Here is a 26,299-nt window from a genome sequence, read left to right as displayed (position 1 = left end):
TGCCTTATCGGGGCAGGGCGTTCGCGGGGGCGTGGGTGAAGTGCTCGATGCCGTCGATGAGTTCGCGGGCGTCGCCGGCGAGACCGTTGCGGATGATCGCCTGGTGCACCCGGCGGACGGAGTGCATGATGCCGTTGATGCGCTGCTCGGCGGGCAACTCCAGGACGGGGGCCAGGGCGTCGGTGGCGGCGTCGAGTTCCCGGTTGGCGACTCGGGCTATCGCCAGGTTGGTGTGGGAGCCGGCCTGGTCGCCGAAGGCCCATGCGGGGTCGTTCGGGTCGGCGTACGCGTGGACGGCGCGTAGGGCGTACTGCTCGGTGTTGCGGGCCTCACCGGGGAGCCAGGCGAGAGCATCGCTGGCGTAGTACAGAGTCCGGGGCTGGTTGAAGGTGCAGATGCCGCCCATCTCGTCCATCTCGTCGGGCATCACGCGCGACCAGGCGTCCTCGGCCTCGGTGATGGCGGCCTTGGCCTGCTCTGCGTTGCCCAGGGCGGCGTAGGCGCGAGCGGCACTGACCGGAAGCCAGACGGCGGTGGTCCCGCCGGCTCGGGTGGCGAACTTCCGGCCGGCTTCGGCGTAGCGGACGGCCTCGGCGTACCTGCCGGCCCAGTAGGCGACCAGCGATTGCATCCCGCGCAGCCACGCCTGCAATCCGGGGTGCCCGGCCTGGTCGGCGCAGAGCACGGCGGTACGGGCCTGGAGCATCGCGGAATGCGGGTCGGCCATGTCGTGCGAGACCTTGGCGAGCAGGCCGCTCGCAATGCCGGCGAGGAAGTGCAGGTTCCGCGACTGGGCCGGAGGCTGGCGGCGTTCGAGGAGCGTGAACAGGGTGTCCTGGGTCTCGACCAGGTCGGAGAGGATGTGACTGACCGGCCGCTGCGGGTAGGCCAATGCGAGGCGCTGCACCTCCTCGGCGAGTTGGTCGATGGCTGCCGGGGAGGTGGCTTCGGCGGCGAGCATGGCGTACTGACGGGCGCGTTGTGCGGCCATGGCGAGGAGGTTCCTTTCGGTGCCGGCGCCGACGGGCTCGACCACGAGGTGACGGTCCGGCGCGGGGATAAGAGAGGTGGAAGTCCAGGGGCGCTGTAGTTCGTCGACGGACTTGCCGAACATGGCCTGCATCGCGCGCCGGGTGGCGGGCGTGGATGAGGCCAGGTCACGTTCGCCGCGTGCCAGCCGCCCGAGGTGCCGCGCGCTGATGGCAGCACGCGGATCCATCCGGGAGAACTCGTCGGCCAGTTCCTCGTAGGTGCGGTCACTCTGCTGGATGAGGTGCTCCAACACGGTGCGAGGTTCGCGGCGTTCTCGTGCCATCGTCATGCCTTCCTGATGGGCTGTCTCCACGCTCGCCTGGTGAGGTCCCTCGGGACAATGCAGGTCCCCATGGTGTCCACTCGATGTCCCCCAGAGGTGCCTGTCCGGGTCCTCGATCGGTCTCCATCGTCCGACGGAAGATCTCCACCATGGACGCCTCACCCACCGCAATTGTCCACGTACTTGCCGCTGACGCACATGGGCTGATCCGTCGTCGGCCTGGTCGGGCGCGAGTCGGCTCGGTCATCGACCCCGGCACCGTTCCGGGAGGCGTCCGCCTGGTCCGGTGCGTGGACGGCTCGCGTTCGCAGCCGGGGCCGTGCCGGTCGTCGCCGCCGGCTCCCCCGGTCTGTCGAGCGTGTGAGGGCCGGGGATGGAAGATCGCGAGTCCGCGCCGGGCACTGCGGGCACCGTGCGACCCGGACCGGTTGCAGCGGCGGCAGTGCCCTGACTGCGCCGGTACCGGCCGGGGTTTCCAGCAACCGACGGCGGTGACGGCTCCGGCGGGATAGCCGCTGACGGACGGCGGTAGGCGTACGTCCCTCGAAGCAGGGCACCGGGGCGGGTGCCGGCAGGAAGCGCGGTGTCGGCCGTGCTCGTGAAGCCCGCTCGCCTCGGTGCCCATCCACATCATCCGGCGAAGGTGACCCTCGATGGACCCGAAACCGGGCGAAGTCGTCCTCTTGGATGCGCGGGCCTCGGTGCAGTTCGCCGGTACCCGCGCCCTGGTCGTCCGCGTGATCAAGGTGGAGGAGCGTCCGCCGTACGACCGGTGGGGCTGGATGACCGGCTACGTGCTCGACGACGTCGGTACCGCGACCGACCGTCGGGAGCTCTACGTCCAGTTCGAGGGACTGACCCGAGTCACGTCACCGCTCCAGACGGTGGCACGCCGGCAGCGCGTTCCCGAATCACCGGCAAAGCGGAACAGGCCGGCTCGCAAGGCAACGACAGGTTCCTGAACTTTGACAGGAGGGCTCCCATGGCGAATCGAGCAGTAGGAGTTTTTCGGGCATCTTCCCGGCTGGCACGGCTCTGCCCTGACCAGGTCAGGAGGACCCGCTTTCGCCGCACGGGGCTCGGCCGGCGCGGCTTGGCCGAAGATCACGTCTATGCGTTCCTCCGTCGGATCGCCGACGAGCTGACCGCCAGGAATGCGGCCGAAGCGGGACTCCGAGAGGAGAACGCGCGACTCAAGAACGCCTTACGTGAGTGGCAGAGTCTTCACGGATCGAAGCCGCGCCACCTGGCTGACCAGGGCTGATGGACAAATCCTGAACAGCACAGATAGCCTGTTGACAAGCTGAGTTGCCGTCTGGGGTGAAACGGTGCCGATCGAAGTTGCGCCGCCGAAGTACGTCATGATCGTCAATGCGGTGCAACAGCGCATCGATGACGGCACGTACCCATCGGGAACGATGCTGCCCAGCGAAACCGAGTTGATCCGGGAGTTCGGTGCTTCCCGGCCGGTTGTGGTCCGGGCGTTAGACCTGCTCCGGCAGGATGGCTGGATCGAGAGCAGGCAGGGCAAGGGCCGGTTCGTGCTCGGTCGGCCTGGTGGGGGCCAACGTCAGCGGGAACGCCGCTACGGGGTGCTGGAGGACGACGAGCGGGCCGAGTCAACGCTGCTCGATGCTGGGCCAACGACTGCCACGCCACGAGCGGCGGCAGCCCTGGGGCTGAAACCGGGTGCGCCGGTGGTCGCGCGTCGTCGCCTGATCACCGTTGATGGAGTCGGCCCGGTCGAGCTGGGTACGGCGTTCCTCCCCGCTGATCTGGCGAAGGGTACCGGCGTGGGAGGGAAGGACGCGCTGCCCGACGGGCTGCTCCGGCACGTGGCATCCCGCAAGCGGGTGCGCTTCGACCACGTGACCGAGCGGATTTCGGCGCGACTGCCCACACCGGAGGAAGCCGGATTGTTGCAGGTGGACGCGGCCGAACCTGTCCTTACCGTCCTACTGTCCGTTTGCGACCGGACCGGGAAACCGCTCCTTGGCGTGGACCTGCTCCTTCCGCCATCGCGGCACGATCTCGAAGACGTGTACCCCCTCGACTGATCCAGGTAGATACCTCACTTGACAAGTCGAGTTCGACGGCCCCATCTTTGACTCAACTTAACAAGTCAAGTTGTTGAGTTAGCGAGTGAATGTGGAGGCTTTCCGTGGTTCCGATGACGTTGAAGGTGCCGGTCCCGTTCGAGTACGTCTTCCCGGCCGGGGCGCTGTGCCTGGGTGTGGCGCCGCAGGTCGACTTTGATCGTCGGGGTGAGGCGGACAACCAGGCGCGGGACAAGGAGACCGGTGAGCGGGTGTGGGTGGTGCGGGTGATGGATCTGGACCCGGAGGCCGGGAAGTTCGGTCGGTCGACCGAGGTGAAGGTGAAGGTGAAGGTGGTGGCGGCGCATCAGCCGGTGCCTCCGGCGTCGACGGTGCCGGGTTACCCGCCTGCGGTGCAGTTCGAGGTCTGACCCTGACGCCGTACGTGGATTCGCAGCGGTGCAAGCCGGGGCGTTCGTCGGGTGAGTGCCGGTCGCGGATGGCGTACTCGCTGCGGGCGATGGCAATGCGTCCGGCGGCGGTGGCCACCGGCTCGGCTGCGGCCTGACTGCCTGCTCTCTTCTGCGCGCGGGGCGGGTCGTTTCCCCGCCAAGAGTCCCGGCCCGTCCCGCGCTCTCCCATCCCTCACGTGTGAAGGAGGGCGTGATGCCCACCGTAGTTCAGCCTGCCCTGATCCCCCTCACGCTCCTGCTGCTCGTCGGGGCGGCGGTCGTGTTCTCCCGCCGTCCCCTCGTCGCCCTGCGGTACGCCTTCCGGGAGATGGAGGCGGTCGTCCGGTCGGCGCTGCGGCTGCCGCCGGCTGCGGCGAAGGTGTGCGCGATCCGCTGTCCGCGTTGCCGCCGTTGGGTGAAGCCGCGCCGGTTCGACCTACAGCGGATGGCCTGCCGGGGATGCCTCATCCGGTTCGGCGCGCGGTCGGTGCGGGGCGGTGACTTGTGCCTCTGATCAACATCATCCCCGGCGACAAGATCCCAGTAGCACCGATGAACCTGCGCCTGCCGGCGTGGCGGGTACCGGGTTGGCTGCTGGTGTTCTGGTGGCTCCTACGCGGCCTGGTCCGGGTGACGGTCCTGGCGGTGCGGTACTGGTGGCTGACCGTCCCGACCGGGCTCGCTCTCTGGCTTCGGTTGGAGTATGGCGGCCTGCTCCTCGCCTCCGTCGCACTGGCCGTTGCCGCCGTCTGCCTGGCCTGGTGGCGGTGGCATCCGGTGTCATGGCTGCGGTTCGGCTGGTATCCGATGGTCGCCCGGGTGCGGGCGCTGCTGATCTACCGGGTCCGGTGGGCGTCGGTGATGGCGACGTGCGGTCTGGCGACGGTGTTCGGCGGTGACCGGTACGTGCCCCGGCTGCTGCGGGTGCGCTGCGACCGGTTCGGCGATGAGCTGACGGTGCGGATGCTGCCCGGCCAGATCCCCGACGACTGGGCACAGGCGGCCGAACGCCTCGCGTACGCCTTCCGGCTCCGCGACGGCCACGCCCGGTCGACCAGCCGCCCGGATCGGGTGGTGGTCCGCTTCCTACGCCGCGATCCCCTTGCCACGACCATCGATCCGCTGCCCGTGCCCGACGTGCCAGACCTCGACGGTCTGGCACTCGGGGTGCGGGAGGACGGGCTGCCGTACCGGCTGCGCCTAGCCGGTAGTCATGTGCTCGTCGCCGGGGCGACGAATGCGGGGAAGGGCTCGGTCCTCTGGTCGCTGATCCGCTCTCTGGCCGGTGGTATCCGGTCGGGGTTGGTGGAGGTGTGGGCGTTCGACCCCAAGGGCGGCATGGAACTCGCCGCCGGTGCCCCGCTGTTCGCGCGATTCGTCTACGACGACCCGGACGGCATGGCCGGCGTCCTGGAAGAGGCCGTCAAGCGCATGCGGCTACGGGCCGCCCGGCTGCGTGGGGTCACCCGCCAGCATGTGCCGTCGGTGGAGGATCCGCTCCTGGTACTGGTGGTCGACGAGCTGGCCGCGTTGACCGCGTACCTGACCGATCGGAAGGTCCGCGACCGGATCAAGGAAGCCCTCGGCCTGCTCCTCTCTCAAGGCCGCGCGGTCGGAGTGCACGTGATCGCGGCGTTGCAGGACCCGCGTAAGGACGTGCTGCCGTTCCGGGACCTGTTCCCCACCCGCATCGGCCTGCGGCTGACCGAAGCCGAACAGGTGCACATGGTCCTCGGCGACGGCGCACGCGACCGGGGCGCTCTCTGCGACCGGATCCCCGACTCCCTGCCTGGGGTCGGCTACGTCGCCCTCGACGGCGTCCGGGAACCCGCTCGGGTGCGGTTTTCCTACCTCACGGATGACGACATCCGGCAACTGGGCCGGGACTACCAACGGCACGACCGCAACGACGACGACCAGGAGGTGACCGAGTGAAGACGCACGCGGACCGGGTAGAGGACGTAATCCTGGTGCTCATCGTCCTCGTCGTCGGCGGGCTCGCCGGGGCGGCGTCGTTCACCCACGTCCACGACTGGACCATGGCGAACTCCCCAGCCGGTACCGGGGACTGGTTCGGGTGGGCCAACGCCGCGATCTCCGAACTGCTGCCCCTAGCTTGATCTTTAACCTGGGGTCGGTTGCATCGCCCCCCGGGCGATCATGGCCGCAGCCCTTGATCGATCATTCCTCTTGTCTAGGGAAGAAGATCAGGACCAAGGGCTGCGGGATGATCAGTGTGCATGACGCCGCGCGTGGAAGCGCGGTTGGGGACCTCGCGACGTTCCGTACGGAACTGCATCGCTGTCTGAGCGCCAGAGCTGATGCGCTGTTCGAGTTGGCCGACGCGGTGTTGTGCGCGGACGGGCCGGTACGGTCGCTGCCGGCCTTGTCCCTGGTGGCGGAGCACCGTCGAGGTCACGGCGCGTTGTACGACGCGCTTGGCGCCGGTCGGATCGATGTGGAACGGTTGCGGACCGTGGTGGCCTCGATGCCGATGCCACGGGCCGCCGACGGGCGGATCGTCCTGGCCGTGGATGTCACCTGCTGGCTGCGGCCGGAAGCGCACACCGTGCCGGAGCGGATCCTGTGCCACACCTACGGCCGTGGCAAAGACCAGCACATCGGTGTGCCGGGCTGGCCGTACTCGTTTGTGGTGGCCCTGGAGTCCGGGCGCAGTTCGTGGACCGCGCCGCTGGACGCGGTCCGGCTGGCCCCGGGCACCGAGCTGGCCGCGGTCACCGCCGAGCAGCTGCGCGCGGTGGTGGACCGACTGATCACCGCTGGGCACTGGCAGCCTGGTGACCCGGCGGTCTGGGTGGTGATGGATGCCGGCTACGACGCGGCCCGGCTGGCCTGGCTGCTACGGGACCTGCCGGTACGCGTCCTGGCCCGGATGCGATCCGACCGGGTGCTGCGCCGCCCGCCGGGGCCATGGATACCGGGCCCCAAGTGCGGTCGGCCACCACGGCATGGCAGCGAGTTCATCTTCGGCGACCCGGCCAGCTGGGGCACCCCGGACGTCACCACCGTGACCGAGACCCGCCTCTACGGCACCGCGACCGCCCGTGCCTGGCACCGGCTGCACCCCAGGCTGACCCGCCGCGCCGCCTGGGCCGACTGCCCTGAGCTGCCCATCCTGGAAGGCACCCTCATCCGCCTGGACGTGCAACGGCTGCCCTCCGGCGCGACCGCGAAGCCGGTCTGGCTGTGGTGGTTCACCGGCCTCGGCCACCAGTCCGGCGGCGACAACCCCGACCCGACCATGATCGACCTGCTGTGGCAGGCGTTCCTACGCCGTTTCGACATCGAACACACCTTCCGGCTGCTCAAGCAGACCCTCGGCTGGTGCGTGCCGAAACTGCGCGACCCGCACGCCGCCGACCGCTGGACCTGGCTGATCATCGCCGCCTACACCCAGCTACGGCTGGCCCGCCCCCTCGCCTCCGACCTGCGTCGCCCCTGGGAACGACCAGCCCCACCCGAACGGCTCACCCCCGCCCGGGTCCGCCGCGGATTTCGGCACCTGCGCGCCAACAGCCCCTGTCCCGCCGGTGCACCGAAACCCACCCGACCAGGACCCGGCCGCCCACCCGGACGACCCAACCGCCATCCCACCCGCCGCTACGACGTCCACATCGCCACCAGCAACGCGACCAGGAAGACAACCTCTTCGAAGAAGAAATCGGCCAATCCCCGGCCGCGCCGCACAGGTTAAAGATCAAGCTAGGCCGTGTGTCATAAGTGCCGTTCGAGGCGTCGGAGCCAGATGTCGATCATGCTGATGGTGGCGGTGGCTTCGTACCGCACGGCGAGCTTGTCGTATCGGGTGGCCACGGCACGGTGCTGTTTGAGCAGGTTGATGCCGCACTCCACGGCGTGACGCTGCCGGTATGCGCTGGGGTCGAAGGCGGGTGGACGGCCACCCGCCGAGCCCTTCTTGCGTCGGTTCGCGGCCTGGTCGGCCTTGACCGGGATGACGCAGCCGATGCCGCGCCGGCGCAGGTAGCTCCGGTTGGCCTTGCTGCTGTACGCCTTGTCGGCCAGGACCCGGTCCGGCCGGCACCGGGGTCGGCCGACGCCGAGGCGAGGCACCCGGATGCGGTGCAGCACCGTGGTGAACTGCGGGCTGTCGCCGCGCTGCCCACCGGTGATGACAAACGCCAGCACCATGCGGCCCTGCTCGCAGGCCAGGTGCAGCTTCGTCGTCAGACCGCCACGCGAGCGGCCCAGCGCGTGATCGGCCGGCTCGACGGCGTCACTGCCGCCCGGCGGCTCGACCTGCGTGTGACTGTCCCGGCGGGCACCGGCGGCGTGCTGATGCGCCCGGGCGATCGTGGAGTCCACGCTCACGTCCCAGGTGATCAACCCGACCGCGTCGGCCCTACCCTGCAACCCGGCCAGGATCCGCGCCCACACACCGGCCCGCTGCCAGCGCCGGTACAGCCCGTACACCGTGCGCCAGTGCCCGTAGCAGTCCGGCACGTCCCGCCACGGCGCACCCGTGCGGACCCGCCACCTGATCCCGTCAATGAGCTGCCGCTTGCTCCACTTCGGCGGTCGACCTGCCTTCTTCGGTCTGGGCAGCAGCGGCTCCAACACCGCAAACTGCGCGTCAGTCAGGTCGTGCCGCCTCGTCACCGCTACGCTGGCCACGAGGTCTCCGTGCAGATGGTTGTCTTGGTCGATAACCCATCTACCGGAGACCTCACCGCGTATCGATCACCGACACGCCCAGCCGATCTACCTCACAGCCAGGACCACGGGCACTTATGACACACGGCCTAGCGGCGCTGTTGACCATCCGGCGTCGACGCCGCACCGGCGGACCGATCGGCTACCCCATGTTCCTCCTTGTCGCTGCTGTCGCGCTCTCCTTGGCAGCGCAACTGGCGGTGGCGAAACCGGGCCTGTCCGGGTGGCTGCTCTCGGCCGTGCCCGCGCTGGCGTTCCTCGGCCTGACCAAACTCGTCTTCTCCAGCACCCCGACCCCCGTCGCCGCACCCCGGGCAGACAAGCCGGCCGACGACGGCGGTTGGGCCGCTGTACCTCCCGAGGTCGTTGACGACCAGGCGCACACCGACACCGACGGGACGGCGACCGTTGATCAGTGGGAGCGTGGCGACCAGGCCGTGACGGTCGACCAGCCGGACGGCGACGGCCAAGCGGTGACCGTCGAACCGATCCAGCCGGTGATGCCGGTCCGGCGTGCGGGTCTGGTGCCGGTGTCGGCGGCGGCGTTCGTCCCGCGTAACGGGTCGTCGTTCGCCTCGGAGGGCGGCCGATGAGTCAACTCGAACTGATCCCGTCGACCCCGGCCACCGAGGAGCCTCGGCCAGGGTCGCGGGCGGCCCGGATGCGCCAACCCCTCGCCAAGGAAGCCCTCAAGCAGCTCGCCGAACAGCATGGCGTCTGTGTCCGCCCGCTCGCCCTGCGGCGCATCGACACCGTCACCGGTCTGACCGAGGTGGTGGAGGTCCCGTGCGGGGCGACCCTCGCGGTGAAGTGCAAGCCCTGCGCCGAGCGGGGACGGCGGCTGCGTATCCAGCAGATCCGGGAAGGCTGGCACCTCGCCGACGAACCCGCCGTACAACCCGACCGGCCCGGTGAGGACGCGCTCGCCCTGGTCCGCGTGCGGGCGCATCTGGAGTTCGAACGTGAGGCGTTGAACTACCAGCCGATGCACCCCGACCAGCGGGCCGCGCAGATCGCCGACGTCGACGCCGCGATAGCCGAACTGGACGAGGCACTCGCCGAAACCAGCCTCCGTGGTCACCTGACGCCGAAGGATCGCGACGAGCGGCCACGCCGGAAGCGGTCGACCCGACGGCGGCAGGACTCACCCGACCTGCCCCGGCTGCCCGTCGACCCGCGCACCGTCGGCCGGGCCTACTCCGGGCGGTCCGGCAAGACCCACCGGCCGTCGATGCTGGTCACGCTGACGCTCGGCTCGCACGGGCCGGTGCACTCCCACATCCGGCGGGGCGCCTACGTCGCGCCGTGCGAGTGCGGGCAGCGGCATGGGCCACACGATGACCTCCTCGGCACCCCGGTCGATCCGACCAGCTACGACTACCGTCGCGCCGCTCTCGACGCGATCCACTTCGCGCGTGTCCTCGACCGGTGGTGGCAGAACGTCCGCCGGGCCGCCGGCTGGAACGTCCAGTACGCCGGAGCGGTCGAGCTGCAACGCCGACTCGCCCCACAGGTGAGGCGCGGCCGAGCACGATCAGTCGGGAGACCTTCCTCGGTCGGCTGCTTCCCGCTGTTCCGGCAGAGCACCGGGCGATCGTCTGCGCCGCCGCCGGGGCGGGACTGCGCTGGGGTGAGTGCGCCGGCCTGGCCTGGTCCGCCGTCGACCTGGATCAGGGGGTCCTGCGGGTCGTCCAGGTGGCGATCGAGACACACTCCGGGATCATGCTTCGGACGTACCCGAAGAGCCGGGCGGGACTGCGGACGGTGCCGCTGCCGGGGTTCCTGGCGGACGCGTTGCGCCAGCGGCGCGGGGCGACCGACCCGGACGGGCGGGCGTTGATCTTCGCCGATCGGGACGGCGGGCCACAACGCCGGTCGAACTTCCGGCGGCGGGTGTGGTTGCCGTCCCTGGTGCGGGCGGGGCTGCTCGGTCGGGTGGCCGAGATCGGGCCGGGCCGGTGGGTGGCGCAGTGGCCCGACCGGGCCGGCGCCGAGCACCAGGCGGAGTTTCCCAGCGAGGCGGCGGCCGTGGCCCAGGTAGCGGCGGCGGCGTATGGCGGGCTGCGCTTCCACGACCTGCGGCACTCGTACGCGACGTGGCTCGTTACCGACGGGGTACCGATCAACATCGTCCAGCGGGTGATGGGGCACGAGCAGGCGTCGACGACCCTCGACCGGTACACCCACACGCCCGACGGCTACGCCGACCGGGTCCGGCAGACCTTCGCTGACGATCTGCTGACTTTCCGGCCTCTCACGCCGTCTCAGGAGCGTGGATCGGGGGCAGAAGGTGGCGCTGACCAGGAACGTGAACCGGAGCGGAAAAAGGGACGACCCCCGTCGGGGGGAGACGGGGGTCGTCGGGGAGTTCGGCTCCGGGGGGGATTGAGCCGAACTCGCTCAGCGGTTACGGGGGGTGCAACCGCCGAGGGTCCGTGTTGTTGTACACATGCGAAAAGTCGTCGCAAGTACAAGCATGCCGTAGCAGACCTGCTCACGTCGAGTGGCGCAACCTCCACTCCCTGCGAAATTATGCCTACGGGGTGTGGCCGTGATCACTCCGATCGAGGGGCTTCGAAGCATGTTCGCAGGTGAGTGAGCTTCGCCACCCCCGGGCACCCGCCGACCCTAGACCATCGGGCTAGACTTTCGCGCCGTGGGCCGAGGTGCCGCTTTCTTCGATCTGGACAAGACCGTCATCGCCAAGTCAAGTGCCCTGGCGTTCGGTCGGCCGTTCTACCGGGACGGCCTGATCACCCGTCGGGACGTGGTCAAGTCCGCGTACGCCCAGCTCATGTTCCGGCTCGGCGGCACCGACGAGCAGACCATGGCCCGCACCCGGGACTACCTGGCGACCCTCTGCAAGGGCTGGCAGGTGGAACAGGTCCGGCAGATCGTCGCGGAGACACTCCACGAGCTGATCAATCCTTACGTGTACGCCGAGGCAGCCGCCCTCATCGAGGAGCACCAGGCCGCCGGCCGGGACGTCGTCCTGGTCTCCGCCTCCGGCGAGGAGATGGTCCGTCCGATCGGGGAACTGCTCGGCGTCACCGACGTGATCGCCACCCGCATGGCGGTACAGGACGGCCGGTACAGCGGCGAGGTCGAGTTCTACGCCGCCGGTCCGAGCAAGGTCGACGCGGTCGGCGAGCTGGCCACGAAGCGGGGCTACGACCTGGCCGAGTCGTACGCGTACTCCGACTCGTACAGTGACCGGCCCCTGTTGGAGTGCGTCGGGCATCCCACGGTGGTGAACCCCGACCGACAGCTGCGCAGGCTGGCCACCGAGAACTCCTGGCCGGTGCTGGAGTTCCGGCACCCGATCCCGCTGGGCCGCCGCCTGCGGGAGCGCCCGGGGGTTCCGGTGGCCGCCGCCGCGCTCGGCGTCGGCGTGGGGGTCGCCATCGGCATCGCCTGGTACGGCCGGCACCGCCGCACCCGCATCGCCCCGGTCGCCTGACCGGTCACGCGCCCCCGCACACCCGCGACCCGCACCTTCTCAGGCCCGGCCGGCGGCGGCACGGCGGTTCAGGAAGCGGCGAGGATCTCGTCGCCGACGAGGGTGAGCTGGTCGGCGGCGACCTCGATGGCGGTCGTGTAGTGGCGCAGCCAGGACCGTAGCCCGTCCGGGGTGCCGGTGGCGAAGGCTCCGGCCGAGCCGACGTACTCGGGCTCCCGCTCGCGGTGCCCGACGTCCACCGCCACCAGGCCACGTGGGTCCAGGCCGGTCGACATGAGCACCAGTCGGGCAGCGGCGCGGGCCACCACACCCGACGGGCCGGCGAACGGCCGGAGCGCCAGCAGCTCTCCGTGCACCACGGCGGCGAGCAGCAGCGGCGGGGCCTTCGTGCCCCCGGCGACCAACCCGGCCAGGCCGTCCAGCCGGGCCCCGACCACCGGGTCGGCGACCGGCCGCCCCAGTTCCTCCTCGGCCACCACGTCCCGGGCGGCGAGCACGTGCAGCCTCGCCAGCACCTGCCTGGGCGCCCTCGACCAGCGTTCGGTCAGTCCTGGCAGCGCCCCGGCCACCCGCAGCGCCCCCTGGAGCACCGGGTCGGTGACCGTGCCGGCCCGGACCGCCTCGCGCTCGTGGGCGTACCCCTCGAGGGCGGCGCTGGCCACCGCGGACCGCAGGCTCACCTCGGCGGCGACCTGCCCGCCGTGCCGGCGCAGCGCGCGGTGCCGCATCGCCTGGTCGACGTGGTCGCGGGCGCGCTCGACGGCGGGTCCGACGTCGGCGAGCGTGAGGAGCGGGGCGAGCGGGTCGGAGGTCACCCGCCCACGCTAGCGACCGGCTCGGACGGGCCGACCGGCAACGGGTCGGGTTGCGGTGCGTCGCGCGGCGCTGGGGTGGTTGCAGGGGGCCCTTCCTCGACAGAAAGCGGTAGCAGGGGACCCCTGCAACCACCCCAGCCCGCCGGCCACGCCGATCGGCGCGTCGGATGGGCCGCTGGGCGCGTCGGTGACGATGGCAGTCGCGGGGGCTGGCCGGCGAAGTTAACCTCTCTGCAACGAGACGCAGGTCATCCGAGCGACGAGGAGTCACGCCCATGAGCGAGGCCTTGGCCAATTTGCTGAACGAGACGCGGCAGTTCCCGCCGCCGGCCGCGCTCGCCGCGAACGCCAACGTCAAGGCCGACGCGTACGCCGAGGCCGCGGCCGACCGGCTCGGTTTCTGGGAGCGACAGGCCCGTCGGCTGACCTGGACGAAGGAGTGGGACCAGGTGCTCGACTGGTCCAACCCGCCGTTCGCGAAGTGGTTCGTCGGCGGCCAGTTGAACGTGGCGTACAACTGCCTGGACCGGCACGTCGAGGCGGGGCTGGGTGACCGGGTCGCCATCCACTGGGAGGGCGAGCCGGGCGACACCCGCACCATCACCTACGCCGAACTGCACAGGCTGACCTGTCAGACGGCGAACGCCCTGACCGACCTGGGCGTGGTGGCCGGTGACCGGGTGGCGATCTACCTGCCGATGGTGCCGGAGGCGGCGGTCGCGATGCTGGCCTGCGCCCGGATCGGGGCGACGCACAGCGTGGTCTTCGGAGGTTTCTCCGCCGACGCGCTGACCAACCGGATCCAGGACGCCAGCGCCAAGGTGGTGATCACCGCCGACGGTGGTTTCCGCCGGGGCAAGCCGTCGGCGCTGAAGCCGACCGTGGACGAGGCGCTGGCGAACTGCCCGTCGGTGGAGCACGTGCTGGTGGTCCGCCGGACCGGCGAGGAGGTCGCCTGGTCGGAGAAGGACCGCTGGTGGCACGAGACGGTGGAGACTGCCTCGACCGCGCACACCGCCCAGCCGTTCGACGCCGAGCACCCGCTGTTCATCCTCTACACCTCCGGCACCACCGCCCGCCCGAAAGGCATCCTGCACACCACCGGCGGCTACCTGACCCAGACGGCGTACACCACGCACGCGGTGTTCGACCTGAAGCCGGAGACCGACGTCTACTGGTGCACCGCCGACATCGGCTGGGTGACCGGCCACTCCTACATCGTGTACGGCCCGCTGGCCAACGGCGCCACCCAGGTGATGTACGAGGGCACCCCGGACACGCCGCACAAGGGCCGCTTCTGGGAGATCGTCGACCGGTACGGGGTGACCATCCTCTACACCGCGCCGACGCTGATCCGCACCATGATGAAGTGGGGCGAGGGCATCCCGGCGCAGCACGACCTGTCGTCGCTGCGGCTGCTCGGCAGCGTGGGCGAGCCGATCAACCCCGAGGCGTGGATCTGGTACCGCCAGCACGTCGGCCGGGGTGAGCGGCCCATCGTCGACACCTGGTGGCAGACCGAGACCGGGGCGATGATGATCTCACCGCTGCCGGGGGTGACCGAGGCCAAGCCGGGCAGCGCGATGACCCCGCTGCCGGGGATCAGCGCGGACGTGGTGGACGACCAGGGCCAGTCGGTGCCGAACGGCGGCGGCGGTTACCTGGTGCTGCGCGAGCCGTGGCCGTCGATGCTGCGGACCATCTGGGGCGACGACAACCGGTTCATCGAGACGTACTGGTCGCGGTTCGAGGGCATGTACTTCGCCGGGGACGGCGCGAAGCGCGACGACGACGGGCACATCTGGCTGCTCGGCCGGGTGGACGACGTCATGCTGGTCTCCGGGCACAACATCTCCACCACCGAGGTCGAGTCGGCGCTGGTGTCGCATCCGTCGGTGGCGGAGGCGGCGGTGGTCGGCGCGACCGACCCGACGACCGGGCAGGCCATCGTCGCGTTCGCCATCCCGCGCGGCACCGTGGACACCTCCGGCGAGGCGGGCGAGCAGCTCATCGCGGACCTGCGCAACCACGTGGCCCGTACGCTCGGCCCGATCGCCAAGCCCCGGCAGATCATGCTGGTGGCGGAGCTGCCGAAGACCCGCTCGGGCAAGATCATGCGTCGGCTGCTGCGGGACGTGGCGGAGCACCGGTCCCTCGGTGACGTGACCACGCTCCAGGACTCCTCGGTGATGGAGTTGATCTCCTCGGGCATGGGTGGCGGGAAGTCCGACGAGGACTGACGCTGCGCGTACCCCTTCCGGTGGGTGATGGTCCGCACGGGCCGTCACCCACCGTCTTTTTCGCCGGAGTACGCCCTCCGGGTGGTTGCAGGGGTCCCCTGCTACACGGAAGGCGGTAGCAGGGGACCCCTGCAACCACCAAAGCACCGGCGCCGAGCCAGGTGGACCGTCGGGTTCGGACGGTCGGGTGAGCCCCGGCGGGCTGATCGGGTGGAGAGCGCCCGGGGACCTGTCCCCCGGTCGATTTCTGAATTACGTTCACGCCGTCGGACCCGTTGACGTCGGTCGTTGCACGACGTCGACGATTCCGGCGTTCTCTCCCCATGCCCAGAATTGGAGTGGCATGCACCAAACTGGTCCGCAACGCGGGTCGCGGCGACGTCTGCTCGTCGCGCTGCCCGCGATCGCGCTCGCCGCCTCGGCACTGGTCGTGCCGGGCAACGCCTCGGCCGAGCAGGCCGAGGGAATCCGCGCCAAGATCGGCACGGACGAGTTCTACATCAACTACGCCGAACCCGCGGTCCAGCCGGACAGCGAGGGTCGGGAGGTCAAGGGTGCCGGCGGCATCCACGCGCCGGCGGTCGACTCGGCCCGCGCGTACGACCGCAAGTACGCCCGGGGCAACCCGTTGGCCGCCCGTGAGCTGGCGCGCAACGAGGCTCGGGCGATCCGTACCGGCAAGAGCCCACGGCAGTTCAAGAAGGCTCCGCAGACACAGACCGCCAAGCTGCTGACCCTGCTGGTGGAGTTCAACGACAAGGCGAACGACGACTTCACCGGCACAATGGTGCCGAAGACGGTCTTCGGTGACCGGAGCTGCGTTCCCGGAACAGTCCAGAACGGCCCGTTGCACAACAACATCCCGAACCCGGCCTCGTACGCCAACGAGGACAACAACTCGTTCTGGGTGCCGAACTTCTCGCCCGAGCACTACAACAAGATGCTCTACAGCACGGAGGGCATCACCCAGCGGGTCCGCACCGACCTGACCGGGCCGGACGGCAAGCCGGGCATCGACATCTCCGGCCGCAGCATGCGCAACATGTACCTGGAGATGTCGAAGGGGGCGTACACGGTCGACGGGCAGGCCAGCCCGTGGATCAAGCTGCCGCACTCGGAGGGCTGGTACGCCGCGTCCCGCTGCTTCCAGGACGAGAACGGCAACTGGGTGGCCGGTCGCGAGCAGTCGCACAACGGGCACCCGGACAACCCGCTCGGCGCGGGCCGGCTCGCCACCGACGCGGTGGACGCGCTGGCGCAGATGGACCCGAGCTTCCCCTGGGCCGACTACGACATCGAGGACCAGGGCGACCGGGACGGTGACGGCAACGTCAACGAGCCGGACGGCGTGATCGACCACCTGGTGCTGGTGCACGCCGGCCAGGGCAAGTCCCGGGGCGGCGGCGCGCAGGGCACGTACGCCATCTGGGCGCACTCCTCGGCGGTGGCCGGCGGCTACCGCATCCCCGGCACCAACCTCCAGGTCTCGAACTACATCGTGCAGCCGGAGGACGCCGGGGTCGGCGTCTTCGCCCACGAGTACGGCCACGACCTGGGCCTGCCGGATCTCTACGACACCTCCGGCAACGCCGACTCGGACGTCGACTTCTGGGACCTGATGAGCTCGGGCTCGCACGCCGGCGAGGTGTTCCAGGCGCTCCCCACCCACATGGGCATCTGGGACAAGTGGGTGCTCGGCTGGGCCGACCCGCTGGAGATCCCGGTCGGCGCGGACCCCCGGACGGTGCTGCTCGGGCAGACCTCCCGCACCCCGCGCGGCGCCAAGGACGGCCTGAAGGTCAACCTGCCGGACAAGGTGATCACCCTGGCCACCCCGCACAGCGGGGCGAACATGTGGCACAGCGGCGGCGACCAGGACTGGGCGGACGTCAAGCTCAGCCGCGAGGTGGCCGTACCGGCCGCCGCGGACGCGAAGTTCTGGATGTGGAACAACTACACCATCGAGGAGGACTGGGACTACGGCTTCGTCGAGGTGTCCACCAACGGTGGCTCCACCTGGACCGAGCTGAAGGTCTACGACGAGGCCGGCAACCTGGTCAGCACCAACGACGGCTACGCCGACCCGAACGGCCGGATGGCCGACTACGGCGGCAAGAAGTACGGCCTGCACGGTGACTCGCACGGCTGGCGGCACGACTACGTCGACCTGTCCGCGTACGCGGGCAGCACCGTGCAGGTGCGGCTGCGCTACGCCACCGACGCCGCGTTCGCCGATCGTGGCTGGTTCGCCGACGACTTCTCGGTCACCGGCGGCGGGGCCACCACCTGGAGCGACGACGTCGAGGGTGGCGCGAACGGCTGGACCCAGACGGGTGGCTCGTTCACCGACACCACCGGCGGCGGCTGGCGGATCGACACCGGCACCCGGGTGCAGGCGCACTACTACCTGGCCGAGTGGCGCAACCTCGACGGCTTCGACAAGGGCCTGAAGTACACCTACGACACGGTGTACTCCAACGAGGCCTGGAAGGTCGACCGGATCGCGTACAACGCGCCGGGCATGCTGGTCTGGTACCGGGACACCACCCTGGGAGACATCAACCACGTGACCGCGCAGATGACCGCGCTGCCCAGCTACGGCGCCAAGGGCGGGCTGCTCATCGTCGACTCGCACTTCGACCCGCTGCGCCGCACCGGCGAGGCAGCCGTGAAGGACCCGTCGACGCTGGACAACCTGCCGAGCCGTCCCCAGTCCTCGAACGCGGCGTTCGGGCTGCGCCCGACGTCCCCGTTCACCGAGTGCCTGGAGGCGACCGGGGAGCCGTACAGCGAGTACTGCACCAGCTTCCCGTCGCAGCCGGCGGTGCGGGGCTTCACCGACGCCAAGGGCTGGTACCCGGGCATCGAGGTGCGCAACGGTTCGCAACTGTTCGCCCGGGACAACGACGCCTCGGTGGTCGTGCCGTCCCGGGACGGCACGCCGTACACGACCCGGGTGGTCAACCCGGACGGCACCCCGGCGACCGGACTGTACGGACAGGACCTCGGCTTCACCATCCTGGGCACGGGCAACCCCGGCGACCAGGGCGTGAGCTACGGCGTCTCGATCACCATCAAGCGCACCGCGCGGGACAACACGTACGCCTCGGTGTACGTCACCCCGGCCACGAGGTGACGCCCGCCCCGTGAGGGGCAACCCGGTGGGTGGCTGTCGGCCGTCCCGCCAGCGGCCCGCTCGGAGCAGTCTGCTCCGGGCGGGCCGCGCCCGTTCCGGCATGTGACGTTTTCGCTCGCCTCGACGCTCCCCTAGGGGAACCACATAATCGCGATCACCTTAAGTGATCGTGGCCAAAACGTAACGTTACAGATTTTCTGGCACGCCTCTCATTTCGAGCGCTTTTGCCCTGATTGATGCAGCAGTAGAACACCCATCCATCGACGTTTGGCGGATGACAAGCACCATCCCGTCTGCAAGGGTGAGTGCCGCATCACGTGACAGTGCCCCCCACAGGCTGCCCTGCCATGTAACAGGTCCACAAAGGGGGAGAACCTCTGAGGAGACGGCAAGGGCACCACCACCCAGGTGACCCTCGGTCCGGCCGGTGACAGCGACGGGCCGAAGGCCCAGGCGGTCGTGGTCAACCTGCCCCCGCAGACCCAGACCACCTCGTACAACACCCCCTACGCGGGCTCGTACGAGTGGTGGGGCGGCAGCGCGGACGACCTCAACACCACGCTGACCCGCACGCTGGACCTGACCGGGACGACGTCCGCGTCGATCACGGCCAAGGCGTGGTACGACATCGAAGAGGACTACGACTACCTCTACGCCGAGGTCTCCACCAACGGTGGCTCCTCCTGGATGGCGCTGGGCAACGCGGGGATCGACGCGGGCGAGACCGGCGTCGACGGTTCGAGCAACGGCGCGTGGGTCGACCTGACCTACGACCTGTCCGCGTACGCCGGCCAGACCGTGCAGTTCCGCTACCGCTACCAGACCGACGGCGGCGTGCACCTCGCCGGCGCGTTCCTGGACAACGTCTCGCTGGTCTCCGGCGGTGCCACCGCCTGGACCGACGACGCCGAGACGCTGGCGGCGGAGTGGACCGCCCGGGGCTGGACCCGCAGCACCGGTTCGGTGACCGACTCGTACCCGCGCTACTACATCGCGGAGAACCGCACCTACGTCGGGTACGACGACAACCTCCGCACCGGTGGCTACAACTTCGGGTTCAACAACACCCGGCCGAACTTCGTGGAGCGGTTCTCGGTCCAGCCGGGCATGCTCGTCTGGTACGTGAACACCGCGTACGGCGACAACAACACCTCGGAGCACCCGGGCTACGGCCTGAACCTGCCGGTGGACGTCCGCCCGAGTGCCATCAAGGTCCCGGGGCAGGGCACCATCACCAACCGGCGTGGCGGCTACGACGCCACGTTCAGCAGGTTCGCCAAGCCGGCGCAGACCTTCCACCTCAACGGGGTGCCGGTCACCGTGCCGGAGCTGGAGCCGAACCCGGTGTTCAGCGACAGCGGGGCGAACCGCTACTGGAACGCCAACAACCCGCAGAACTCGGTGAAGGTGGCCGGCACCGGCACCCGCATCGAGATCATCGAGCAGGGCACCAACCCGACCGACGACATGGTCGTGCGGATCGGCAACTGACGATGGTTCCCCACGGGGCCGGTGGCGATCACGCCACCGGCCCCGTGCCGTACCGGCGGAGCACGGTGAATGTGACACTCATTTACATCCAGGACCGGGCTGTGCAACAAATCGACGTCAGTGTCTTCCCCGCGGTCCCAGCAGTGTCTATGTTCACAGTGGTCCCACTCGTGGGATCTCTTCCACCGGCCCCGAACCCCGATCGGGTCGGTTTCCCTTACACCGGAGGTACCACGTGCGCAAAGTCGCAGTGGGTCTGCTCGGGTTGACGCTGACGGCCACCGGCTTGACGGTTGGCACGACCGCCAGCGCCGCGCCCCCGGCCGGCACGCCGGGAGCGGCCCCGTCGGCCGCCGAGTCCGCCCATGCCGAGCACGACCTGCCCAACCCGCTGGAGAACAAGCGGCGCGCGCTGCGCCAGGAGGGTCTCAGCGAGGTCCTCTCCGGCCGGGTCAAGGCCGAGCGGATCAACGGCAGCACCGTCGTCAAGGTCGGCAAGACCCAGGCCACCAGCGGCCCGTCCGCCCGGTCCGCAACCGGCGCCAGCCAGACCCGGGACCAGTACGTCGAACTGGCCCGCGAGCAGACCGACCGGATCTTCGTGATCCTCGCCGAGTTCGGCAACGACCGGCACCCCAGTTACCCGGACCAGGACACCGACCCGGACACCCCGGGACCGGCCCGCTTCGACGGTCCGCTGCGCAACGAGATCCCCCAGCCGAACCGCGCGGTGGACAACTCCACCGTCTGGCAGGCGGACTACAGCTCGGACTACTTCCGCAAGCTCTACTTCGGTACCGGCGAGGGCGACGAGTCGCTCAAGCAGTACTACGAGGCCCAGTCCTCGGGTCGGTACACCGTCGACGGCACCGTCACCGACTGGGTGAAGGTGAAGTACAACGAGGCCCGGTACGGCCGGTCCAACGGCTACCCGTGCGACGACACCACCTGTAGCAACGTCTGGGCGCTGGTCCGCGACGCCGCGAACCAGTGGGTCGCCGACCAGAAGGCCGCCGGCCGCACCGACGCGCAGATCGCCGCCGACATGAAGTCCTTCGACAAGTGGGACCGGTACGACCACGACGGCGACGGGAACTTCAACGAGTCGGACGGCTACATCGACCACTTCCAGATCGTGCACGCCGGTGGCGACCAGGCCGACGGCGACCCGTACCAGGGTGAGGACGCGATCTGGAGCCACCGCTGGTACGCCTACGCCAGCGACCAGGGTGTCACCGGCCCGCCGAACTTCCCGGCCGGCGGTACCCAGATCGGCAACACCGGCATCTGGGTCGGCGACTACACCATCCAGCCGGAGAACGGCGGCCGGAGCGTCTTCTACCACGAGTACGCTCACGACCTGGGCCTGCCGGACGACTACAACCTCTACAACGGCGGCGACAACAACAACGAGCACTGGACCCTGATGGCCCAGAGCCGGCTCGGCGCCAAGGGTGACGAGGGCATCGGCGAGCGCGGCGGTGACCTCGGCGCGTGGAACAAGCTCCAGCTCGGCTGGCTCGACTACGAGGTGGTCGTGGCCGGGCAGAAGCGCACCATGACCCTCGGCCCACAGGAGTACAACTCCGACAAGCCGCAGGCCGCCGTGGTGGTCCTCCCGCAGCGGGACTACACCTTCGACAACGGCAAGCCGTTCGAGGGCACCAAGCAGTTCTTCTCCGGCAACGACGACGACCTGAACAACACGATGACCCGGACGATCGACCTGACCGGGAAGTCGTCGGCGTCGCTGTCGATGAAGGGCCGCTACAACATCGAGGCCGGGTACGACTACCTGTTCTTCGAGGCCTCGGTGGACGGTGGGCAGACCTGGGCCGCCCTGCCGGGCACGGTGAACGGGCAGCCGCTTCCCGAGGTCGCCCCGGGCCGCCCCGCGCTGGACGGCTCCAGCGACGGTCAGTGGGTCGACATCGCCATCCCGATGGACTTCGCCGCCGACAAGACGGTGCAGTTCCGGCTCCGGTACCAGACCGACGGCGGTGTCTCCTCGGGCGGCTTCTACGGTGACGCCATCACCGTGACCGCCGACGGTGCGACCGTCTTCTCCGACGGCGCCGAGAACGGCACCGCCGGCTGGACCGTCGCCGGCTGGTCGGCCGTCGAGGCGACCTACACCCGGGCGTTCGACAACTACTACATCGCCGGTCACCGCTCGTACGTCCAGTACGACAAGTACCTGAAGACCGGCCCGTACTACTTCGGCTACGCGAACACCCGCCCGGACTACGTGGACCACTACGCGTACCAGGAGGGTCTGCTGATCTCGTACTGGAACCTGCGGTGGCCGGACAACGACACGTTCGAGCACCCGGGTGAGGGTCGCAACATGATCATCGACGCGCACCCGCGGCCGATCTACAACCTGACCGGGCAGCCCTGGCGGGCCCGCGTCCAGGTCTACGACGCGCCGTTCAGCCTGAAGAAGGCGGACTCGTTCACGCTGCACCACAACAGCCAGCCGCAGTACATCCGCGGCCAGGCGGCGCAGCCGCTGTTCGACGACACCTTGCAGTACTGGTACCCGGAGCTGCCGAACCACGGCGTCAAGCTCCCGGCGACCGGCACCAAGATCAAGGTGCTGGAGCAGGACGGAACCTCCATCAAGGTCCGCTTCTCCTGATCCGAGAAGGTCATCGACGGCGCCCGGGGCACCCGCCCCGGGCGCCGTCCCGTTTTCCCCTCAGCCGATCCGCCCGACCCGCCCGAGCAGGCATGATGCCTGCGGGCCCTAGGCTTACCGACATGACCGACCAGCATGACGGGCCGATCGACGAGTCCTGCGTCCTGACCGACGGGCCGTGGACGCACCGGTTCGTCGGGGCGAACGGCAGCCGGTTCCACGTGGTCGAGGCCGGCACCGGCCCGATGGTCCTCTTCCTGCACGGGTTCCCCGAGTTCTGGTGGGCGTGGCACGAGATGCTGCCCACCGTCGCGGACGCCGGCTTCCGGGCCGTCGCGGTGGACCTGCGCGGCTACGGCGCGACCGACAAGCCACCCCGGGGGTACGACGGCTACACCCTCGCTGCCGACGTCGCCGGCCTGATCCGGGCCCTCGGCGAGCGCTCCGCCACCGTGGTCGGCACCGGGGCCGGCGGGCTGCTCGGCTGGACCGCCGCCTCGTTCCACCCACGACTGGTCCGGCGGCTGGTGGTGCTCGGCGCACCGCACCCGCTGCGGCTGCGGGCGGGCATCTTCGCCGACCCCCGGGGGCAGTTCAGCGCCGCCACCCCGACGCTCAAGTTCCAGCTCCCCCGCTACGAGCACCTGCTCACCCGGGACGACGCGGTCCGGGTCGAGGAGATGCTGCGCCGGTGGGGCGGCCGGCGCTGGGTGGACAGCCCCTCCTTCGCCCCGTACGCGGCCCGTTGCCGGGAGGCGATGCGGATCCCGCAGGCCGCCTTCTGCGCCCTGGAGGCGTACCGGTGGGCGTTCCGCTCGGTGCTGCGGCTACACGGGTACCGCTTCGTCAAGCTGATGCAGAAGCCGTTGGTCACCCCGACCCTGCAACTGCACGGCGCGGAGGACGTCGCCTCGCTGCCGCGCACCGCCCAGGGTTCCGGCCGCTACGTGCTGGCCCCGTACGAGTGGCGGCTGCTCGACGGCGTCGGGCACTTCCCGCACCTGGAGGCACCGGACGTGGTGCTCGGCGAGATCCTCCGCTGGGCGAAGTCCTGACCGGGCCGGATACCGGGTCAGACCCGGTGCTCGCGCAGGTCGGCGACCTCACTGGCCGGGGCCCAGCCCTGGTACACCCCGAAGTCGAAGACCTCCAGCCCCATCGACTGCGCCACCGGCCAGCGCCCACCGGTGTACTCCACCCGTAGCCAGCCGTCGTGCTCGGCGAGGACGATGAACGGCTGTCCCTGCCAGGTGCAGGTGGTCCGGATGTACGCCAGGTCGTCGACCTCGTCCACCGGCAACACCCGCACGTAGCGGCCGGGACGGACCTCCTCGAAGCCGTCACCCGGTTCCGGCTGGTAGATCCGGACGTCGCTGCCGTCCGGGCTGGCCTGGTACTCCCGCCCGCGCCAGCGGGCCACGTAGCCGTCGCGCATCACCGCTCCCCGGCCTGTCGCCAGAGCAGGGCGTCGGTGTCCAGGGTGGCGACCACCCGCTCGCTGCCGTCCGCCCCGATCCGCCAGAGCTGCGCCCCGTGCGGCAGCCGGGCGCTGTCCACCTTGAACTCGGCCACCACGTCGCTGCTCTCTCCCGGGGCGAAACCGTTGCCCCGGAACGGTGGCCGCTCGATCACCCAGCCCTCCATGGCCCGCATCGCGCTCTCGTTCTGCCCGCCGTACGGAATCCGGTAGAGGCTCGGCCGGTACGCCGGCCAGCGCAGCACGTAGATCTCCTCCGCGTCGGGGGAGAACGGGGAGTCGGGGTACGCGAGACCGAGCGCCGCGTGCAGCTTCGCCGGGGTGTTCAGATGGGCGACCTCGCCGGCCCGGTGCACGAAGCCGGAGACCCGGTCGTAGCCCCGATCCAGGTAGTAGGCGAGCTGGCTGGGGGCGACCGCCTTCTGCATCATCGGCGGACGGTTCGGGTCCTCCGGCGTGGTGGCGTACCGGGCGGGGCTGGCCGGCTCCTCGGCCGGCGGGGCGGTGACCGGTTCCGGCTCCACGTCGTCGCCCAACCCGACCTCGGCGGCCCAGTTGGCCAGCGCGACGATCTGCTCACCGGGCAGCTTCGCGCCGACCGGGGTGCCCGGGTTGACGGCGAACGACCACTGTTCGTCCGGCCACCGCCGGATGAGCTGGACGAACTTGACCAGGACCGTCTCGACCGGCGTGTCGACATGGTCGGCCAGCCGCTCCGGCGAGGTGTAGACGACCACGTACGGCTCGCCGTCGAGCTGCTCGGTCCGCCACACGAAGCCACTCTCGCCGGGGCGGGCACCCGGCGCGGAGTCGGGGGCGACGGGCAGCAGCACGCGGGCCAGGAGAAGGGTGGACAGGAACGTGTCGGTGCTGCCGGTGCCGGCGGCGGAGAGCAGTTCCTCCTCGACGTCGTTGGCGGGACGGAAGTCGAGCGCCGGGGACACCGGAGGAGGCGGACCGACCACCCCGGCACCGGCGTCCGGGTCCGCCGGTACCGGGTCGACGAGGTCGTGGGACTCGACGACGGTCCCCTCGATGACCAGCGGCGACGGCGACCGGGCCGGCTCGGGCCCGGCGTACCCCGCCGGTTCGGCGGTCCCGACGTCGGCGTAGGTGCTCGACGCGGTGGGCTGCCCGACCTCGGCGTGGCTGACCGGCTCGGCCGGCGGCGGGTCGGCGGGGTGCACCGGTCCGGAAGGCTGCGGGATCGGCTGGGTCGGCTCCTGACCCGCCATCTCACTGCCGCCCGGTGGCACCCGTCGGGGCAACAGCTGGGTGGGCTCGGCTGCCGGCTGGGGCGGCACCCGGCGGGGCAGGGCCTGGGTCGGCTCACCGACGGCCGGGTCCGGTCGCGGCTGGCGCCGGGGCAACGCCTGGGTCTGTTCGGCCGCCGGGGTCTGAGTCGGGAACCGGTCCGGCGGTGGGGCGGGCTGCTCGGCCGGAGCCGACTCGGCGAACCGGAACGCCCGGGTGGGCTCGTCCCCGGCCTGGTCCGGTCGGTAGGGCCGCCGCCGGGGGAAGGCGCGGCCCGGTTCGCCCAGCCGGGACGGGGGAACGGCCCGGTCCTGCGCCCGCAGCGGGGAGATCGGTGCCGGGCCGGTGCCGCGACCCGGCGGTGCCGGATCGAAGAACGAACTCCGGCCGGCGGGGTGGCCGTTGGACGGTGGGGTCGCTCCCGGGTCAGGGGGTGCCTGCTCCGGGCGGAGCTGGCGGCGTGGGTTGGTCAACCAGCTCGAGGTCGGCTCGGTGGCCCCGTTCGACGACGGGGGTTCGGCCGCACCGCGCGGGTCGGGCTGCCCCGTGCGGAGCGCCTCCGTGGCCTCGTCGGACTGGTCGGGCAGATCCCGGCGGGGCGGCGTCGCGACGGGCTGCCGGTTGGCTCCGTACGGCGGGGCCGGCGGCGACGCCCGGGGCGGCTCCGGGGCCGACGACGCCCGGGGCGGCTCCGGCGCGGGCGGCTCGCCACCGGTCGCCCGGCTGCGGGCGAGCTGTTCCATCTGCTCCAGGCGCGCCCGCGCGCCCAGGGTGCGGCCGGGTAGCCGGACGTCGCCCCGGGAGAGCTGCGACACGAACCAGGCCGGCAGGTAGCCCTCGATGGGCAGGCCGGGGTTGACCGCCAGCCACCACTCGTGGTTGGGCCAGCCCGCCGCCAGGTCGTGGTAGGCGCAGCGCCGGCTCGACCCGCCGGTGGAACCCAGGCAGGCCCGGAGGGCGGCGTCGGAGGTGAAGGCCAGCACGTGCGTCCGGCCGTTGGTGGTCCAGGTGCCCCAGCCCATCGGGGCCTGCCCCGCCAGGGCTTCCGCGGAGATCGGCAGCAGCAGGTCCGTGCGGGCCAGGATCCGGAAGTAGAGTTCCTGGTCGTTGGAGCGAAGCGCGTCCCGCATCGCCGCCTCGGCCTCGGTAGCCGGCTCCCAGTCGGTCACGGCCACCTCTCCTCCCGTGAACAGGCCATAGGCATCGCGTACAACCTACAAGGTAGTAACAAGATCACAATGTCTGGCCGGTGCGATCCGCGTCGATGACTTCGGGGGCGATAACATGCCG

Annotated in this window: 18 protein-coding genes and 4 pseudogenes; 17 read left to right on the top strand and 5 right to left on the bottom strand. The window is 70.4% G+C overall.

Annotated features, from left to right (window positions below; all coding sequences use genetic code 11):
- Positions 1–4: 4 nt before the first annotated feature.
- On the bottom strand, positions 5–1,321 hold the full coding sequence (locus GA0074694_RS08850) for an NsdA family TPR-like regulatory protein (protein ID WP_245714604.1): 1,317 nt from the start codon (positions 1,319–1,321) through the stop codon (positions 5–7).
- Positions 1,322–1,968: 647 nt separating this feature from the next.
- On the opposite strand from GA0074694_RS08850, the gene GA0074694_RS08845 reads away from it, so the two are divergent.
- The 8 genes and pseudogenes from GA0074694_RS08845 to GA0074694_RS08810 all read left to right on the top strand — a co-directional run bounded on the left by GA0074694_RS08845 (position 1,969) and on the right by GA0074694_RS08810 (position 7,518).
- Complete coding sequence (locus GA0074694_RS08845; protein ID WP_176737823.1) at positions 1,969–2,277, top strand: hypothetical protein; 309 nt, start codon at positions 1,969–1,971, stop codon at positions 2,275–2,277.
- Positions 2,278–2,297: 20 nt separating this feature from the next.
- Complete coding sequence (locus GA0074694_RS08840) at positions 2,298–2,579, top strand: DivIVA domain-containing protein (protein ID WP_091455239.1); 282 nt, start codon at positions 2,298–2,300, stop codon at positions 2,577–2,579.
- A 64-nt stretch (positions 2,580–2,643) separates the two neighbouring features.
- Complete coding sequence (locus tag GA0074694_RS08835) at positions 2,644–3,372, top strand: GntR family transcriptional regulator (RefSeq protein ID WP_091455236.1); 729 nt, start codon at positions 2,644–2,646, stop codon at positions 3,370–3,372.
- 113 nt (positions 3,373–3,485) lie between these two features.
- Positions 3,486–3,919 (top strand): annotated as a pseudogene (locus GA0074694_RS08830) (hypothetical protein).
- 98 nt (positions 3,920–4,017) lie between these two features.
- Positions 4,018–4,317 (top strand): hypothetical protein, encoded by a 300-nt coding sequence (locus GA0074694_RS08825; protein ID WP_245714603.1) that lies wholly within the window; start codon positions 4,018–4,020, stop codon positions 4,315–4,317.
- On the top strand, positions 4,308–5,738 hold the full coding sequence (locus GA0074694_RS08820) for an FtsK/SpoIIIE domain-containing protein (RefSeq protein WP_091455226.1): 1,431 nt from the start codon (positions 4,308–4,310) through the stop codon (positions 5,736–5,738). The genes GA0074694_RS08825 and GA0074694_RS08820 overlap by 10 nt, the downstream gene beginning before the upstream one ends.
- Positions 5,735–5,920, top strand: a pseudogene (locus tag GA0074694_RS08815) (DUF2637 domain-containing protein); the annotation flags it as partial. The gene GA0074694_RS08820 and the pseudogene GA0074694_RS08815, both read left to right, overlap by 4 nt.
- Positions 5,921–6,030: 110 nt before the next feature.
- Positions 6,031–7,518, top strand: coding sequence for an NF041680 family putative transposase (locus GA0074694_RS08810; RefSeq protein WP_091455223.1), 1,488 nt, complete (start codon positions 6,031–6,033; stop codon positions 7,516–7,518).
- Positions 7,519–7,538: 20 nt separating this feature from the next.
- Here GA0074694_RS08810 and GA0074694_RS08805 read toward each other — a convergent pair whose 3' ends face one another.
- Positions 7,539–8,456 carry an IS5 family transposase gene (locus tag GA0074694_RS08805; RefSeq protein WP_091453098.1) on the bottom strand — a complete coding sequence of 306 codons (918 nt, stop codon included), beginning with the start codon at positions 8,454–8,456 and terminating at the stop codon, positions 7,539–7,541.
- 128 nt (positions 8,457–8,584) lie between these two features.
- Between GA0074694_RS08805 and GA0074694_RS08800 the strand changes: the two are divergent.
- From GA0074694_RS08800 to GA0074694_RS08785, 4 genes and pseudogenes are all read left to right on the top strand, one after another.
- Positions 8,585–9,088: pseudogene (locus GA0074694_RS08800) on the top strand (DUF2637 domain-containing protein); the annotation flags it as partial.
- Positions 9,085–9,945 (top strand): annotated as a pseudogene (locus GA0074694_RS33890) (replication initiator); the annotation flags it as partial. The pseudogenes GA0074694_RS08800 and GA0074694_RS33890, both read left to right, overlap by 4 nt.
- Complete coding sequence (locus GA0074694_RS08790; protein WP_342670929.1) at positions 9,924–11,090, top strand: tyrosine-type recombinase/integrase; 1,167 nt, start codon at positions 9,924–9,926, stop codon at positions 11,088–11,090. The pseudogene GA0074694_RS33890 and the gene GA0074694_RS08790, both read left to right, overlap by 22 nt.
- Before the next feature lie 61 nt (positions 11,091–11,151).
- On the top strand, positions 11,152–11,955 hold the full coding sequence (locus tag GA0074694_RS08785; RefSeq protein WP_091455220.1) for an HAD family hydrolase: 804 nt from the start codon (positions 11,152–11,154) through the stop codon (positions 11,953–11,955).
- Between the two features lie 68 nt (positions 11,956–12,023).
- On the opposite strand, the gene GA0074694_RS08780 is transcribed toward GA0074694_RS08785, so the two are convergent.
- A complete protein-coding gene (locus GA0074694_RS08780; RefSeq protein WP_091455216.1) occupies positions 12,024–12,770 on the bottom strand; it encodes a Fic family protein in 747 nt (248 codons plus the stop codon).
- A 275-nt stretch (positions 12,771–13,045) separates the two neighbouring features.
- On the opposite strand from GA0074694_RS08780, the gene acs reads away from it, so the two are divergent.
- The 5 genes from acs (at position 13,046) to GA0074694_RS08755 (ending at position 23,333) form a co-directional block, all read left to right on the top strand.
- A complete protein-coding gene (acs, locus tag GA0074694_RS08775; RefSeq protein ID WP_091455212.1) occupies positions 13,046–15,010 on the top strand; it encodes an acetate--CoA ligase in 1,965 nt (654 codons plus the stop codon).
- 343 nt (positions 15,011–15,353) lie between these two features.
- Positions 15,354–18,146, top strand: coding sequence for an immune inhibitor A domain-containing protein (locus GA0074694_RS08770; protein WP_091455209.1), 2,793 nt, complete (start codon positions 15,354–15,356; stop codon positions 18,144–18,146).
- 408 nt (positions 18,147–18,554) lie between these two features.
- The gene (locus GA0074694_RS08765; RefSeq protein ID WP_091455205.1) at positions 18,555–19,637 is read left to right on the top strand and encodes an immune inhibitor A domain-containing protein; all 1,083 of its coding nucleotides are present in this window, start codon (positions 18,555–18,557) and stop codon (positions 19,635–19,637) included.
- A 250-nt stretch (positions 19,638–19,887) separates the two neighbouring features.
- Positions 19,888–22,278 carry an immune inhibitor A domain-containing protein gene (locus tag GA0074694_RS08760; protein ID WP_091455201.1) on the top strand — a complete coding sequence of 797 codons (2,391 nt, stop codon included), beginning with the start codon at positions 19,888–19,890 and terminating at the stop codon, positions 22,276–22,278.
- 122 nt (positions 22,279–22,400) lie between these two features.
- Positions 22,401–23,333 (top strand): alpha/beta fold hydrolase, encoded by a 933-nt coding sequence (locus GA0074694_RS08755; RefSeq protein ID WP_091455198.1) that lies wholly within the window; start codon positions 22,401–22,403, stop codon positions 23,331–23,333.
- Positions 23,334–23,350: 17 nt separating this feature from the next.
- On the opposite strand, the gene GA0074694_RS08750 is transcribed toward GA0074694_RS08755, so the two are convergent.
- Together GA0074694_RS08750 and GA0074694_RS08745 are read right to left on the bottom strand one after the other, a co-directional pair.
- Positions 23,351–23,716 carry a hypothetical protein gene (locus GA0074694_RS08750; protein WP_091455195.1) on the bottom strand — a complete coding sequence of 122 codons (366 nt, stop codon included), beginning with the start codon at positions 23,714–23,716 and terminating at the stop codon, positions 23,351–23,353.
- Complete coding sequence (locus GA0074694_RS08745) at positions 23,713–26,178, bottom strand: SseB family protein (RefSeq protein ID WP_091458859.1); 2,466 nt, start codon at positions 26,176–26,178, stop codon at positions 23,713–23,715. The genes GA0074694_RS08750 and GA0074694_RS08745 overlap by 4 nt, the downstream gene beginning before the upstream one ends.
- Between the last annotated feature and the right edge of the window lie 121 nt (positions 26,179–26,299).

It is taken from the genome of Micromonospora inyonensis (assembly GCF_900091415.1).
Lineage (GTDB): Bacteria > Actinomycetota > Actinomycetes > Mycobacteriales > Micromonosporaceae > Micromonospora > Micromonospora inyonensis.
Note: the sequence above shows the minus strand (reverse complement) of the source record. Positions and strands in the feature narration are given on the sequence as shown.

Bases quoted from the DNA above. Each gene is read 5' to 3' on its own strand.
- GA0074694_RS08850 (WP_245714604.1), bottom strand. From the start codon at position 1,321: ATGACGATGGCACGAGAACGCCGCGAACCTCGCACCGTGTTGGAGCAC.
- GA0074694_RS08845 (WP_176737823.1), top strand. From the start codon at position 1,969: ATGGACCCGAAACCGGGCGAAGTCGTCCTCTTGGATGCGCGGGCCTCG.
- GA0074694_RS08840 (WP_091455239.1), top strand. From the start codon at position 2,298: ATGGCGAATCGAGCAGTAGGAGTTTTTCGGGCATCTTCCCGGCTGGCA.
- GA0074694_RS08825 (WP_245714603.1), top strand. From the start codon at position 4,018: ATGCCCACCGTAGTTCAGCCTGCCCTGATCCCCCTCACGCTCCTGCTG.
- GA0074694_RS08810 (WP_091455223.1), top strand. From the start codon at position 6,031: ATGATCAGTGTGCATGACGCCGCGCGTGGAAGCGCGGTTGGGGACCTC.
- acs (WP_091455212.1), top strand. From the start codon at position 13,046: ATGAGCGAGGCCTTGGCCAATTTGCTGAACGAGACGCGGCAGTTCCCG.
- GA0074694_RS08770 (WP_091455209.1), top strand. From the start codon at position 15,354: ATGCACCAAACTGGTCCGCAACGCGGGTCGCGGCGACGTCTGCTCGTC.
- GA0074694_RS08755 (WP_091455198.1), top strand. From the start codon at position 22,401: ATGACCGACCAGCATGACGGGCCGATCGACGAGTCCTGCGTCCTGACC.